This window comes from Xinfangfangia pollutisoli (genome assembly GCF_020179405.1).
GTDB lineage: Bacteria > Pseudomonadota > Alphaproteobacteria > Rhodobacterales > Rhodobacteraceae > Pseudogemmobacter > Pseudogemmobacter pollutisoli.
This window is the reverse complement of record NZ_JAICBZ010000091.1, coordinates 1-14,285: the sequence shown is the minus strand read 5'-3', so window position 1 is coordinate 14,285 and position 14,285 is coordinate 1. Positions and strand designations below refer to the sequence as shown.

The 14,285-nt window shown below is 67.5% G+C and carries 12 protein-coding genes and 1 pseudogene; 9 read left to right on the top strand and 4 right to left on the bottom strand.

Translation table 11 applies throughout. From position 1 onward, the window contains the following. From K1Y73_RS18755 to K1Y73_RS18730, 6 genes and pseudogenes are all read left to right on the top strand, one after another. Nucleotides 1–224: pseudogene (locus K1Y73_RS18755) on the top strand (NAD-dependent epimerase/dehydratase family protein); the annotation flags it as partial. After that, nucleotides 221–832 carry a sugar transferase gene (locus tag K1Y73_RS18750; RefSeq protein ID WP_225029836.1) on the top strand — a complete coding sequence of 204 codons (612 nt, stop codon included), beginning with the start codon at nucleotides 221–223 and terminating at the stop codon, nucleotides 830–832. The pseudogene K1Y73_RS18755 and the gene K1Y73_RS18750, both read left to right, overlap by 4 nt. Nucleotides 833–945: 113 nt before the next feature. After that, the gene (locus K1Y73_RS18745) at nucleotides 946–2,871 is read left to right on the top strand and encodes a polysaccharide biosynthesis protein (RefSeq protein ID WP_225029835.1); all 1,926 of its coding nucleotides are present in this window, start codon (nucleotides 946–948) and stop codon (nucleotides 2,869–2,871) included. A 79-nt stretch (nucleotides 2,872–2,950) separates the two neighbouring features. Next, complete coding sequence (locus K1Y73_RS18740; RefSeq protein WP_225029834.1) at nucleotides 2,951–5,074, top strand: YjbH domain-containing protein; 2,124 nt, start codon at nucleotides 2,951–2,953, stop codon at nucleotides 5,072–5,074. Further along, the gene (locus tag K1Y73_RS18735) at nucleotides 5,065–5,751 is read left to right on the top strand and encodes a YjbF family lipoprotein (RefSeq protein WP_225029833.1); all 687 of its coding nucleotides are present in this window, start codon (nucleotides 5,065–5,067) and stop codon (nucleotides 5,749–5,751) included. The genes K1Y73_RS18740 and K1Y73_RS18735 overlap by 10 nt, the downstream gene beginning before the upstream one ends. Nucleotides 5,752–5,938: 187 nt before the next feature. Beyond that, nucleotides 5,939–6,166, top strand: a complete 228-nt coding sequence (locus K1Y73_RS18730; RefSeq protein ID WP_225029832.1) for a hypothetical protein — start codon at nucleotides 5,939–5,941, stop codon at nucleotides 6,164–6,166. 76 nt (nucleotides 6,167–6,242) lie between these two features. Here the strand turns inward: K1Y73_RS18730 and K1Y73_RS18725 are convergent, their stop codons facing one another. Further along, on the bottom strand, nucleotides 6,243–7,271 hold the full coding sequence (locus K1Y73_RS18725) for a GlxA family transcriptional regulator (RefSeq protein WP_225029831.1): 1,029 nt from the start codon (nucleotides 7,269–7,271) through the stop codon (nucleotides 6,243–6,245). 129 nt (nucleotides 7,272–7,400) lie between these two features. Here K1Y73_RS18725 and K1Y73_RS18720 point away from each other — a divergent pair, with 129 nt between their 5' ends. The 3 genes from K1Y73_RS18720 to K1Y73_RS18710 all read left to right on the top strand — a co-directional run bounded on the left by K1Y73_RS18720 (nucleotide 7,401) and on the right by K1Y73_RS18710 (nucleotide 10,803). Beyond that, the gene (locus K1Y73_RS18720; protein WP_225029830.1) at nucleotides 7,401–9,002 is read left to right on the top strand and encodes an ABC transporter substrate-binding protein; all 1,602 of its coding nucleotides are present in this window, start codon (nucleotides 7,401–7,403) and stop codon (nucleotides 9,000–9,002) included. Nucleotides 9,003–9,071: 69 nt separating this feature from the next. Further along, nucleotides 9,072–10,433 carry a flavin monoamine oxidase family protein gene (locus K1Y73_RS18715; RefSeq protein ID WP_225029829.1) on the top strand — a complete coding sequence of 454 codons (1,362 nt, stop codon included), beginning with the start codon at nucleotides 9,072–9,074 and terminating at the stop codon, nucleotides 10,431–10,433. 16 nt (nucleotides 10,434–10,449) lie between these two features. Next, complete coding sequence (locus tag K1Y73_RS18710) at nucleotides 10,450–10,803, top strand: cupin domain-containing protein (RefSeq protein ID WP_225029828.1); 354 nt, start codon at nucleotides 10,450–10,452, stop codon at nucleotides 10,801–10,803. A gap of 96 nt (nucleotides 10,804–10,899) precedes the next feature. On the opposite strand, the gene K1Y73_RS18705 is transcribed toward K1Y73_RS18710, so the two are convergent. From K1Y73_RS18705 to K1Y73_RS18695, 3 genes are all read right to left on the bottom strand, one after another. Next, nucleotides 10,900–11,715 carry a shikimate dehydrogenase family protein gene (locus tag K1Y73_RS18705; protein WP_225029827.1) on the bottom strand — a complete coding sequence of 272 codons (816 nt, stop codon included), beginning with the start codon at nucleotides 11,713–11,715 and terminating at the stop codon, nucleotides 10,900–10,902. A 104-nt stretch (nucleotides 11,716–11,819) separates the two neighbouring features. Then, nucleotides 11,820–13,256 carry an NAD-dependent succinate-semialdehyde dehydrogenase gene (locus tag K1Y73_RS18700; RefSeq protein ID WP_225029826.1) on the bottom strand — a complete coding sequence of 479 codons (1,437 nt, stop codon included), beginning with the start codon at nucleotides 13,254–13,256 and terminating at the stop codon, nucleotides 11,820–11,822. After that, a partial coding sequence (locus tag K1Y73_RS18695) for a 3-hydroxyacyl-CoA dehydrogenase family protein (protein WP_225029825.1) occupies nucleotides 13,253–14,285 on the bottom strand: 1,033 nt, incomplete at its 5' end. The genes K1Y73_RS18695 and K1Y73_RS18700, both read right to left, overlap by 4 nt.

Here is a 14,285-nt window from a genome sequence, read left to right as displayed (position 1 = left end):
CCGCGGGTCAGGCGCTGCCGCCGGTGCTGAACTGCGCCGCCGCGCCGCCCTTGACCATGGGCGCGCTGCTGCAGGCCTCGGGGCGCGACTGGGCCTATGGGCCGGCGCGGCCCGGCGTGGTTCCGGTGGCCACGCTGGAGGTGGCGCGGCTGCAGGCGCTGTGCCCCCTGCCGCCGGCCACGCCCGAAGGCCTGATCGCCGAACTGGCCGAGGTGCTGCGGTGACCCTGTCGAAACGCCTTCTGGATCTGACACTTGCGCTGTTTCTGTCCCTTCTGCTGGCGCTGCCCACGCTGGCGCTGGTGATCCTGCTGCTGCTGCGCCAGGGCCGGCCGATCCTGTATCGCAGCGAAAGGATGCGCAGCGCGACCCGGCCCTTCCAGCTGTGGAAGTTCCGCACCATGACGGTCGCCACCAGCGATACCGGCGTGTCGGGGGGTGACAAGTCGGCCCGGATCACGCCCGTCGGGCGCTGGCTGCGCCGCTACCGGCTGGACGAGATCCCGCAGCTTTGGAACATCCTGCGCGGCGACATGAGCTTTGTGGGCCCCCGCCCGCCGCTGCGCCAATATGTCGAACGGTTTCCCGGCCTATATGCGCGGGTGCTGGCCAGCCGCCCCGGGCTGACCGGGCTGGCCACCCTGCATTTCCGCCGCCACGAAGAGCGACTGCTGGCCGCCTGCACCTCGCAGGCCCAGACGGATGCCGTCTACGCGCGCCGCTGCATTCCCCGCAAGGCGCAGCTTGACCTGATCTGGCAGCGCAACCGCAGCACCTGTGGCGATTTCCTGCTTATCCTGGCCACGATCGGCCAGGTTCTGGGCCGAAAATGAAGGGTTTTGCGGTGCAGCAAAGCCACGCGCCGCGGGTGCGGCGGTCAGAGATATTGCCGACTTGCCGCGCAGGGGGCATTCTTGGCGGCAGTTGAGGTGCAGGTGAGTGGGGAATGACCGGATTTCGAATTAAGCTCTTTCAGTTTTCACAGATGCTCAGCCGGCATCAGAAGCAGTTCCTGATCTGGCTTATCGACATTCTTGCGGCCCCCTTCGCCTTCTACCTGTCCTGCGCCTCGGTCTATTCCGCCCTTTGGCCCACCGTTCAGATCGACCGGCTTGCGCTGCTGTTTCCCCTGCTGGCGCTGATCGGGGGGGTCGTGTCCTTCTCGCTTGGTCTGCCGCGGATCAAGCTGAAGACCTATGAGAATTTTGCCACGGTCGGCACGCTGCCCTATGCGGCGGTCATGGGCCTGGCGGCCTTCTTCCTGACCACGCTGCCCGGCCTGTCCTTTCCGGTGGTGGGCACGCTGGCCTTCACGCTGATCCTGTTCCTGCTGGTGATCGGGGCGCGCACTGCGCTGTTGCGGCTGCTGATCTGGGTCTTGCGGGCCGGCAAGCCGCGGGTGCGGGTGCTGATCTATGGCGCGGGCAGCACCGGGCTGCAGCTGGCCTCGGCGCTGAAGACGCATGAGACGATCAACGTCGTGGCCTTTCTGGATGACGATCCGGCCCTGCATCGCCAGAAACTGGCGGGGCTGCGGATCTTTTCGCCCGAGCGGATCGACGAGGTCATCCGCAACCATGACATCACTCGGGTCATTCTGGCCATCCCGTCGCTGTCGATGCCGAAACAGCTGCGGATCGGCCGGAAGTTGCAGCTGCTGGGGCTGGATGTGCAGGTCCTGCCGTCTTTCGCCCAGCTGGTCGGCGCCGAACAGATCGTCGATGCGCTGACGCCGCTGGCGGCTGGCAATTTCCTGGGCCGCGACCATCTGGATCAAAGCCTGCCCGATGGCAGCAAGGCCTATCACGGCAAATCGGTCATGGTGACCGGCGCCGGCGGCTCGGTCGGGTCGGAACTGTGCCGACAGCTGCTGGCCTGCGGGCCGAAGCGGCTGGTGATGTTCGAAGTGTCGGAACTGGCGCTTTACAATATCGAGCGCGAACTGGCCGAGATGCTGACCAAGACCGGCACCCAGCTGGTCGCGGTTCTGGGCTCGGTCACCGATGCGCGGGCGGTGCGCCAGGCGCTGGCCGGGAACGGCGTTGACATCGTGATGCATGCCGCCGCCTACAAGCATGTGCCCCTGGTCGAGGCCAATCCGATTGCCGGGCTGGTCAACAATGTGCTGGGCACGCGGACCCTGGCCGATGTCTGCGTGGAAGAGGGCGTGAAGCGCTTTCTGCTGGTCTCGACCGACAAGGCGGTGCGCCCGACCAATGTGATGGGCGCGACCAAGCGCCTGGCCGAGCTGGTGGTGCAGGATCTGGCGCGGCGCAGCGCCGGGCGGACGCATTTCTCGATCGTGCGATTCGGCAATGTGCTGGGCTCGTCCGGGTCGGTCATTCCCTTGTTCAAGGAACAGATCGCCCGCGGTGGCCCTGTCACGCTGACGCATGAGGATGTGACGCGCTATTTCATGACCATCACCGAAGCGGTGCGGTTGGTGCTGATGACCGGCGCCTTCAGCGACGAGGGCAGCGTGGCGCGCGCCGATGTCTTCGTGCTGGACATGGGCCAGCCGGTGCGGATCCGCCAGCTGGCCGAGCAGCTGATCCATGCCGCCGGCTATACCGTGCGCGACGAGCACAATCCGGGCGGCGATATCGACATCAAGGTGATCGGCCTGCGCCCGGGCGAGAAGCTGCATGAAGAGCTGCTGATCGGCGAGGGGCTGCTGACGACGCCGCATCCGAAGATCCTGCGCGCCGCCGAAGAGGGGCCGGGCCAGATGTCGGTGCCGCTGGCGCTGCAGCAGCTGGGCCGCCTGGCCGCCGAGGGCGATGCCGAAGCCGCGCGGCGCATGGCGCTGGATCTGGTGCGCGGCAGCGACCAGATGCCGGCCGCGCGCGAACCTGCGGCAAGCGCGTCATGATCCGGCAGGAATCCGGGTCCCGACACGCAGGGCTCTTGCCGTGCGCAAAAAGCCCCCGCATAGAGAGCGGGACGGAGGATTGAACTTGGCTCGCATCGGCAAGCGCCTGACCCTTTCCGCGGCCACTCTGGCCCTTTTCGCCGGACCCGCTTTGGTGCATCGCGCCCTGGCGGAAATGGCGACGACGCCCAACCTGTCCGGCGCGGCCGGGGTGATCGACATGCCCTCGGGCGAGGCGATGCCCGATGGCACCGTGACGCTGTCGCTGGGCGTCTTCGGCCCGGTCACCCGCAGCACCATGAGCTTTCAGGCCACGCCCTGGCTGTCGGGCAGTTTCCGGGTGCAATATATCCGCGACTGGAATGCCGACGGCTATGACACCTATGACGATCGCAGCTTCGATCTTCGGCTGCGGCTGCTGGAGGAATCCGCCTATCTTCCGGCGCTGAGCCTGGGGTTGCAGGACATTGCCGGCACGGGCCTGTTCTCGTCGGAATATATCGCCGCGACCAAGACCTTCGGCGACCGGGTCAAGGTGACTGGCGGTCTGGGCTGGGGGCGGCTGGGCAGTTCGCATTCCTTCGGCTCGCCCTTCGGCGAGCGGCCCGAGGTCGAAGTCGGCCAGGGGGGCGAGCCCAATCCCGGCACCTGGTTCAAGGGCCCCGCCGCGGCCTTTGGCGGGATCGAGTGGAAGGTCAACGACAACTGGACGGTGAAGGCCGAGTATTCCTCGGACGCCTATACGCTGGAAACCGTCGACCACCAGACCTTCGAACGCAAAAGCCCGTTCAACTTCGGCGTGGAATATCAGAAAGGCCCCAATCTGCGGATCGGCGCCTATTCGATGTACGGGTCCGAATTCGGCATCGGTTTTCACCTGATCCTTGACCCGAAGAACCGCGAGACGGTGGGCCTGATGGCCGATGCGCCCGAGCCGGTGAAAGTGCGCCCCTCGCGCGCGTCGGACCCGGAAAGCTACGATGGCGGCTGGGTGACCCAGCCCGATGCGGGCGACCTGCTGCGCAAGAACCTGGCGCGGCGGCTGGCGATCGACGGCATGGTGATCGAGGATTTCTCGTATACCGCCACCAAGGTTCAGCTGCGGGTGCGCAACACCAAGATCGACGCCGGCGCCCAGGCCGTGGGCCGCGCCGCGCGCGCGCTGAGCCATGTGATGCCCGCCTCGGTCGAGGTGTTCGAGATCGTTCCGGTGGTGCAGGGCATGGGCGTGTCGAAGGTGACCGTCCGCCGCTCGGATATCGAGGCGCTGGAACATGCGCCCGGCAATGATGCGCTGCTGCGCGAGCGGGCGCAGCTGAGCGATGCGGGCGCAGCACCCCTGGATGGCAGCGGGCCGGATCCGAAGCTGTATCCGAAATTCACCTGGCGGATCATTCCGGGCTTCCACCTGACCGATCCGCTGGAAGGCGATGTCGGTCTGCGCTTCTCGGCCAGCTATGATCTGCGGCCGGGGGTCGTGCTGTCGGGCCAGGTCTTCCAGCGCATCGGCAAGAATTTCGGCAATCTGCCGCATTCCTCCAGCGCCCTGCCGCCGGTGCGCAGCGATTCCGAGGAATATCTGGAAGACGGCGAAACCGCGGTCGAGCGGCTGACGCTGGCCTGGTACAGCCATCCGGCCGAGAACATCTATACCCGCGTCACGCTGGGCTATCTGGAACGGATGCATGCCGGTGTGTCGGGCGAAGTGCTGTGGAAGCGCGTCGACAGCCCGCTGGCGCTGGGGGTCGAGCTGAACTATTCGGCCCAGCGCGATACCGATGGCGGCTTTGGCCTGTCGCAATATGATTACCGGATCGCGACGGGCCATGTGTCGGCCTATTACGATTTCGGCAATGGCTTCCTGGGGCAGGTCGATGTCGGCCGCTATCTGGCCGGCGATTACGGCGCGACCTTCTCGGTCGATCGCGAATTCGGCAATGGCTGGAAGATCGGCGCCTTCGCCAGCTTCACCTCGGCCAGTTTCGACGATTACGGCGAAGGGTCCTTCGACAAGGGCTTCCGCCTGACCATGCCGCTGAACTGGATCCTCGGCCAGCCGACCCGGCAGGAAGTGTCGAAGACGATCCGGCCGATCCAGCGCGATGGCGGGGCGCGGCTGTCGGTGGACGGGCGGCTGTATGAATCGATCCGCGATTATCATATCGGCCGGCTGGACGACCAATGGGGGCGGGTATGGCGCTAGGTTCGAAGGCGCGGATGCGCGCGGCACTGGCTGTGGCACTGGCCGCGGGCCTTGCCCTGTCCGGCTGCAGCAATGACAAGTCCGGTCAAAAGACCGTCGGCGCCGCGCTGGCCGCGGCGATCAAGGATACGGTCGGTGGAAAGGGCGGCGGCGCGGCCCCGAAGACCCCCGATCAGATGACCCGGGCCGAACTGGCGGCGCAGGGCCGGCCGGTGATGCGCGTCAAGATCGCCTCGCGCGGGGTGGACCGGTTCCTGGTTCTGTACCAGCGCTCGGGCGACATCTCGGTCTGGACCGATGGCGACGGCACGACCTTCACCTTCCGCAACGGCGTGTTGATCGAATCCCGTGGCATGGGCGGAGAGCTGATGTCCTCGGCCGTGCCCACGCCCGGCCAGATCGCGGGCGGCGGCAGCTACCGGCGGACCTATTTCGTCAACGGGTCGGAAGACCGCAACGAGCGGCGCGATTACAGCTGCCAGGCCGGATCCGATGGCGGGCAGGTTCTGGTGCTGTTCGGCCGCAGCCACACCACCCGCCATGTCGTCGAAACCTGCGAACGGGCCGAGGGCCGGCTGACCAACCAATACTGGTTCGAGGGCGGGACGATTCGAAAGTCGCGCGAATGGCTCAGCCCCAGCGTCGGCTATGTGGAATTCGAACGCATCATCGACTGATCGTCCTGAATCGCCCCGGTTCGCGGCAGAAGCGGCGGTTTTCCGCGTGCGGCTGCATTGCGGGCCGCGAAACTGCCCGATCGCGATGCGCCATTGCCACAATCGCCTTGGTTTGTTGAAGGTTTGCCTTTGAAAGAAGGTGGTTTGATGGTAATCGTCGCCTGAGTAGCTCTCGGAGGTCTCTATAATGATGAAAGTTCTTACCGCTGCCGCCGCCATCTCGATGCTGGCTTCGGCATCCTTCGCCGGTGGCCCGGTTGTCGTGATCGACGAGGGTGAACCCACCGTCGTCACCAAGCCGGGCTCGCAAGGCATCCTGCCGCTTCTGGCGGGCGCCGTGATCATCTGCGCAATCGCCTGTGGCGGCAGCGACGATGACAGCAGCAGCAGCACCTCGGAGCCGGTTGCCCAATAAGGCAACCCGTTTGGGTGAAACGAATACGGGCCGGCCCTCTGGGCCGGTCCGCTCTTTTTTGGGCCATCCCCTCCGCTCAGTCGGCAAAGCCGATCCGGCGGCCATTCGGCATCGCGGGGGCCGAGCGAAAGGCGATGCGCAGCGCCTGGGGGCTTTGGCCATAGCGGGCGCGGAAGGCGCGGTAGAAGGTCGACGGATCGTCGAAGCCCGTCGCAATGCCGATTTCGCGGATCGACAATTCGGAATAGTGCAGAAGATGCAGGGCCCGTTCCAGGCGCAGGCTGCGATAGGCCTCGATCGGGCTGCGGCCCAGCTGCCCGCGGAACCGCCGCTGCAACTCGCGCAGGCTTAGCCCCACCCGGCTTGCAATCTCGGCCAGGGCCAGCGGTTCTTCGATATGCGCGGCCATCAGCGCCCTGGCCTGGATCAGCGCCCGGTCGCCGCTCCGGTCGCCATTCGGGTCGCCCTGCCGCGGCGCGGGCGGTTTCCTTTGCCGCTGGCCTTCGCCGTCCGGCGCGCGGGGGCGCACCACCAGGTCATCCTGCACCGCCTGGAACATTTCCGGCGACACCACCCGTTTCAGCAGTGCAAGCGCCAGATCCAGCACCGCGATCTGCCCCGCACAGGTCGCGATCGTGCCGTCGATCACATACAGCGCCTCTTCCAGCTGCACATCGGGATGGCGTTCCGCCAGCGCGTCCAGCGCGCTCCAATGCGCGGTGGCGCGGCGATTGGCCAGCAGCCCGGCCTCGGCCAGAAGCAGCGGCGCGGCATCCAGCCCGGCGATCAGCGCCCCCTTCTGCCGCATCGCCCGCAGCCAGGCCAAGAGCCGCGGCTTGTCGCGCGGCTCGGTCTCGTAACAGGCCAGAACGAAGACCAGATCCAGCGCCTCGGTGATCTCGGCGCAGGCCCGCACCGGCAGCGGAATGCCGATCATCGTCTGCAGCGTGCCGCCGGTCAGGCCGACGAATTCGATCTGGAACGGCTGGCGCTGCCCCAGCCGGTTCGCGGCGCGGAACGGTTCCACCGCCAGAAGCGCGCTGTGCAGCGACACTTCGCCAACCGACAGAATCGCCACGCGATAGGCGCCCATGTTCCGCTTCACCCGCCTGTGCTGCGCGGCCGCATGCCGCTGAATTGGCGCATGACGCATGATTTCTGGCGCGAATTGCAATCGGATTTTGCCGGCCTCGCCAATGATGCCCATAGAAAACATCATTCAGGGAGGACTGCGATGGCATCAGCATGGCGTGAAACCGGGGCCCGGGTCGGCTTGGCCGCCCTTGCCCTGCTTGCCTTTTCCGGCACGCAATCGCCCGCCCGGGCCGAGCAGGGCGTGGTCATTGCGCGCGACATGGATCTGAACTCGCTGGATCCGGCGCGGGCGTTTTGCGACACCTGCCAGATCTATCTGAGCGCGGTCTACGCGCGCCTGGTCGATCTGGATGGCGATGGGCGCACCATCGTGCCGATGCTGGCCGAAAGCTGGCAATCCGATCCGGCGCAGACCGAATTCACCTTCCATCTGCGCAAGGATGCGGTCTTTTCCGATGGCAGCCCGGTGCAGGCGAAGGACGTGGTCTGGTCGCTGAGCCGGCTGCAGCACATCACCGCCGGCGCGGGCTATCTTCTGGCCGGGATCGAGACGATCGAGGCGGTGGACGACCAGACCGTGGCGATCCGCCTGAAGGATCCGAACTCGGAACTTCTGGGCCTGCTGTCGGCGCCCTATGCCGGCATCCTGAATTCGGATCTGGTGGCCGAACATGGCGGCCTTGCCGATGAAACCGCCGATACGGCCGACACGGCCGAGGCCTGGCTGATGGAAAATTCGGCCGGGGCTGGGCCTTTCGTGCTGTCCAGCTACCTGCCCGGCGAAAGCCTGCGCCTGACGCGGAACGAGACCTATTGGGGCGACAAGCCGCAGATCGAAGGCGCCACGCTTTTGCAGATGAAGGAATCCGCCAGCCAGCTGCAGCTGGTCCAGTCGGGCGGCGCCGATATCGCGATGCAGGTCGATGCGCTGACGGCCAGCCAGATCAGCGGCGATGCGGTCTCGGTCAGCTTCATGCCCTCGCAGGCGCTGGTCTATCTGGCGCTGTCCCCCGGGGCGAAGGGCAATGAGGTGCCGCTGAACGCGAAGGTGCGCGAAGGGATTTCCCATGCTCTCGATTACGACGCGCTGATCGACCTGACGGTCGAAGGCAAGGGGCGGCGTCTTGCCTCGCCCGTGCCTTTGGACTTCCCGGGCGGCAGCGGGCTGGAGCCGCCGGCCTACGACCCGGCGCTGGCGCGCAAGCTGCTGGATGAGGGCGGGGCGCCGGCGGAATTCACCCTGCATGCGGCCTTCCCGAATGTGCGCCAATACGGGGTGGATTTCACCGTGATGATGCAGAAGGTGCAGATGGATCTGGGCGCCGTCGGCATCAAGCTGGATCTGGAGCCGCTGGAATTCCCGATCTGGCGCGAGCGCGCAAATGGCGAGGGCATCCCGCTGACGGCGGTGTTCTTCGTGCCGGATTTCTACGGATCGTCCCAGTATTTCAACTATTTCGGCATGTTCGACGGCACGACCTGGTACAAGCGCGCCGGTGGGGCAAGCGATCCGTCCTTGACCGACAGCGCCGGGCCCGAGATCCTGAAACAGGCCCTTGGCACCAGCGGCGCCGAAAGCGAGGCCGCCTTTGCCCAGCTTTCCGCGCTGATGGCGCAAGACCGGATCATCCTGCCCATCGTGGCGCCGGATACGATCCTGGTCACGACCCCCGCCCTGAAAGGCGCGCGGATCTCGGCCTGCTGCAATCTGGTTCTGAAGGATCTGCACTGGGAGAAGTGACGCCGTCACCCCTCGATTTCAGGCGGGGGCGTCCCCGCCTGAACCGCACAGTTAACGGGAAAGACGAATATGGATCGTGTCGAAAGGCGCCAGGTCATCGTGATCGGTGGCGGGCTGTCGGGGCTTTATGCGGCGCTGCAGCTGAAGGAAGCGGGCAAGTCGGTTTGCGTGCTTGAGGCGCGCGACCGGGTGGGCGGGCTGACCCTGTCGCCGCACAGCCCGGTTCTGGGCCGCCGGGTGGATCTGGGCGGGCAATGGGTCTCGCAGCAGCATCGCCGGATCTATGCGCTGATCCAGCGCTATCAGGTGCCGCTGGTACGGCAGTTCGCCACGGGCGAGCGGGTCTGCATTCAGGAAGACCAGGTGTTCCGCGGCCCGATGGGCACCATCCCGGGCATGAACGCGCAGGATTGGCAAAGCTACGGCCAGGCGTTCGAGACGCTGTACAAGGTCTTCGACGACCTGCCCGCAAACCCCTGGGAGGGCGAGCTTGCCGCCCGGCTGGACCGGATGACCTATGACAGCTGGGTGCGCGAGATCCTGCCCCCGGGCATGGCGCGCAATGCGCTGCTGCGGCTGCCGGGCGCCTATTACGGGGTGCTGCCCGAAGAGGTGTCGGCGCTGGAGCTGATCCAGAAGCTGCGGGGCTGCGGCGGCCCGCGCTTCATGTCGGATGTCGAAACCGGCGGGATGTCGGAACACATGTGGGGCTCGCAGCTGGTGTCCGAAGGCATGGCGGGCGATCTGCAGGGCGATGTCTTCCTGCAGGCCGCCGCGCGCCGGGTGGACTGGTCGACCGCGGGTGTCGCCGTCCAGACCGATGCCGGGCGGTTCGAGGCCGAGCGGGTGATCTTTGCCTGCGCGCCCGCGATGATCCAGCAGGTGGGCTTTGCGCCTGCGCTGCCGGCGGCGCGGCGGCTGTTGCACCAACGCTTCCCGAATGGCCGCAACACCAAGGCGGTCGCGGTCTACGACCGGCCGTTCTGGCGCGACAAGGGCTTGAACGGGCATGTGATTTCCACCAGCGGCGCCCTGACCGCGGCGCTGGACATCAGCGGTGCCGATCCCGACCGCGGGGTGATGATCGCGCTGTTTTCGGGCAAGGCCGCGCTGCGGGTGGATCCGCTGGACGTGCCGGCGCGGCGGCAGATGGTTCTGGGCGTTCTGGCCCAGGCGTTGGGCGCCGAAGCGCTGGCGCCGCAAGAGTTCCACCTGCAGGTCTGGGCCGACGAAGACTGGTCCGGCGGCGCCTCCAGCCCGTTCCTGGTGCCGGGGCAGCTGACCCAATACGGCGAAAGCCTGCGCGCGCCGACGGGCCCGTTCCACTGGGCGGGGACGCATATGGCCACCGAATACCGCGGCTACATGGAAGGGGCCCTGGCCGCGGGCGAGGCGGCGGCCCGCCAGATACTTGAGACGCCGAAGGCGTGACGTGAAGGAGAATACGATGTCTGAAGCCAAACTTTGCCGCATGGCCGATCTGCAGAAGGCCTGGTCGCCGCGGGGCGGATCGACCCATGTGCAGATCGACGACAAGGACGATGCCAGCATGGCCGCCGGGACGGTGTGGTTCCGCGACTGCGATATCCCCTTCACGCTGTGGTATGACGAGGTCTGGATCTGCCACAGCGTCGAGCACCGGTTCTCGATCGAGATCGACGGCCAGGATCACGTCATGCAGCCCGGCGACATGATGTGGCTGCCGAAAGGCACGGCGCTGCGCTACAAGTCGACCGGGACGACGGGCGGCTTCTTTGTCGTGACCCCGCCCAACTGGGCGGATCTTCGCCCCGCAAGCTAGCGCGCGGCGACAGGCCGGGGCGGGGCAGGCGCGGCGAGCGCTCCCCCCGCAAGGCGCGGTTCCGCCCCGGACCTTCGGCGCAGCACAGGACCAGGATCAGCCCGGCACCAGCCCGAAGAATTCGGCCACCAGCTTCGGTTGCGGCTTCAGCATCTCGGCCCCGGGGATGACCGCGCAGCCGCGCGCGGCGGCCTGGGTCAGAAGCCGGGTCATGGGCGGTTGCACCACCACTTCGGCGACAGTGCAGCTTGCGGTCAGGCCCGACAGATCCAAGGGCAGCGGGTCTTCGGGGGCCATGCCCAGCGACGTGCCGTTGACCAGAAGATCGGCCCCGGCCAGCGCGGCCGCGGTGTCGTCCGGCGCGGGCACCGACACGGCGCAGCCCGGCACCAGCGCGCGCAGATCCTGCGCCAGGGCTTCGGCCTTGCCGCGGTCGCGGTTCATCAGCGCCAGCGATGCCACCCCGGCTTCGGCCAGGGCAAAGGCGATCGCGCGGCCAACCCCGCCAGTGCCCACCAGCAGGGCCCGCTTGCCGGCAGGGGCGAAGCCATTCGTCCGCAGCCCGGCCACGAAGCCCGCCCCATCGGTATTGGTGCCGGTCAGCGTGCCATCGGCATTGCGGCGCACGAAATTCGTGGCGCCCATCCGCTGCGCCACCGGGGTCAGCGCATCGACCAACGACCAGGCGGCCACCTTATGCGGAATGGTGATGCCCAGGCCCGCGACATTCTGCATCCGGCGCACGGACAGCAGGACCGTGCCCAGATCGGCGGGCCCGACATGAAGCGGCAGGATCACCGCATCCAGCCCCAGACCGGCCAGAGTTTCATTGATCAGGGCCGTGCCGCGGATATGCGCGACAGGGTCGGCCAGCATCAGCAGGATCGCGGTCTTGCCGGTGATCGGGGTCATCCGGGGTTCCTTCGGAACAGAGTGGGGCACGGGGCAGGGCGATGGTGGGCGGGGGGACGGCGCGGGCTGCAGGGCCCGCGCCGCCATGCGATGGCGGGCGGCGATCAGCCCTTGCGCGTCACCAGCCGGGTTTCCAGATAGGCGTCCAGCGCCTCGGACCCGCCTTCGGTGCCATGGCCCGAATCCTTCATGCCGCCGAAGGGAATCTCGGGCAGGGCCAGGCCCAGATGGTTGATCGTCATCATCCCCGCCTCGACTTCCGCGCCCAGCCGGGTGGCGGTGGCGGTGTCGCGGGTGAAGGCATAGGCGGCCAGCGCGAAGGGCAGGCGGTTCGCCTCGGCAATCGCATCGTCCAGCGCCGAGAAGCGGTTGACGATCGCCACCGGGCCGAAGGGTTCCTCGTTCATGATCCGGGCCGAGACCGGCACATCGGCCAGCACGGTGGGTTCGAAGAACCAGCCCTCATTGCCGATCCGCCGCCCCCCGGCCAGCAGCCGGGCACCGCGGTCGACCGCATCATTGACCAGCGCCTCAAGCGCGGGAATGCGGCGTTCATTGGCCAGCGGGCCCATTTCGGTGTCGGGCAGCATGCCATCGCCGACTTTCAGCTTGCGCGCCGCCTCGGCGAAGCGGTCGGCGAAGGCATCGGCCAGCGGGTCCTCGACCAGAAACCGCGTGGGCGCGACGCAGACCTGGCCGGCATTGCGGAACTTGCCGGGAATGATCGTCGCGGCGGCCAGATCCAGATCGGCATCGGCGGTGATGATCACCGGCGCATGGCCGCCCAGTTCCATCGTCGCGCGCTTCATGTGCTGGCCCGCCAGCGCCGCCAGATGTTTGCCAACCGGGGTCGAGCCGGTGAAGCTGACCTTGCGGATCACCGGATGCGGGATCAGATATTCCGAAATCTCGGCCGGCACGCCATAGACCAGGTTTGCCACCCCGGCGGGCAGGCCTGCATCGGCAAAGGCCCGGATCAGCTCGGCCGGGCTGGCCGGGGTTTCCTCGGGGCCCTTCACGATGATCGAGCAGCCCGCCGCCAGCGCCGCCGACAGTTTGCGCACCACCTGGTTGATCGGGAAGTTCCAGGGCGTGAAGGCCGCCACCGGCCCCACCGGCAGCTTCAGCGTTATCTGCAGCACATCCGGCGCGCGCGACGGGATGACCTGGCCATAGCTGCGCTGCGCCTCGCCGGCGAACCAGTCGATGATATCGGCGCCCGCCAGCGTCTCGATCCGGGCCTGGGCCAGGGGCTTGCCGTTTTCGCGCACCATCAGCCGGGCGATCTCTTCGGCGCGCGCGCGCAGCAGCTCGGCCGCCTTGCGCATCAGCTTGGCGCGGTCGAAGGCCGAGGTCCGGCGCCAGATCTGGAAGCCGCGTTCGGCCGCGGCCAGCGCCGCATCCAGATCGGCGCGGCCGGCATGGGCGACGGTGCCGATCTGGCCGGCGGTTGCCGGGTTCAGCACCGCAAGCGCGCGGCCATCCGCGGCCGGGCGCCATTGGCCGTCGATGTAAAGCTGGACGTCGGGGTAGGAATTCACGGCATTGCCTTTCGTTCGGTCTGGAACATCGGTCCACCTTTGGCACGGGGGAAGCCGTAGCCATGGACCTGGACAAGATCTATGTCGGCGGGGCTGGCGGCAATGCCCTCGTCCAGGATTGCCCGGCCTTCCGCTGCCATCGCGCCGATCAGCCGGCCCAGGATCTGTGCGGCGGGCAGGGTCTGGCGGGGGCCGACCAGCGGCGCAATGATCCGCTCGGCCTCGGCCGAGGGCTGGGGATCGCGGGCGCCCGGGGCGTAATCGTACCAGCCGCCACCGGTCTTCATCCCCTTGCGCCCGGCCCGCACCAGCAGGTCGCCCGGGGTTTCGGGAACATCCTCACCCCGCGCGCGCGCCGCCTGACGGTTCAGGAAGCTGATGTCGAGACCGGCCATGTCCTGCATCTGAAACGGGCCCATCGCATAGCCGAAGCCGCGCATCGCCGCGTCGATCTCGGCATAGGGCACGCCGTCGCGCAGCATCGCCTCGGCCTCGGCCCGGTAGCGTTTGAGAATGCGGTTGCCGATGAAGCCCTCGCAGATCCCGGCGCGCACCGGCACCTTGCCCAGCCGGCGGGCCAGATCATAGGCCGAGGCCAGAACATCGGGGGCGGTGTCGGGCAGGGGGATGATTTCCAGAAGCTTCATCACCTGGGCCGGGCTGAAGAAATGCAGGCCGATGAAGCGGTCGGGGCCCGGCAGGCCCTGGGCGATCTGCCGCGGGTCGATGTAAGAGGTGTTGGTGGCCAGGATCGCATCCGGCCGGCACAGCCGCGCCAGGTCGGCAAAGACCGCGCGCTTCACCGCCAGATCCTCGAACACCGCCTCGATCACCAGATCGCAATCGCCCAAGGCCTCGGGCCCTATGCAGAAGGTCACGCCCGCACGCCGCGCCTGCGCCTCGGCCGCCGGGATCAGCCCGCGCCGGGCGGCCGCGTCGAAAATGCCGTCAAGGCCTGCCTGCGCGCGCTCCAGCGCCGCGGGATCGCGTTCGGACAGGATCACCGGCAGGCCGGCGGCGCGGAAGGCG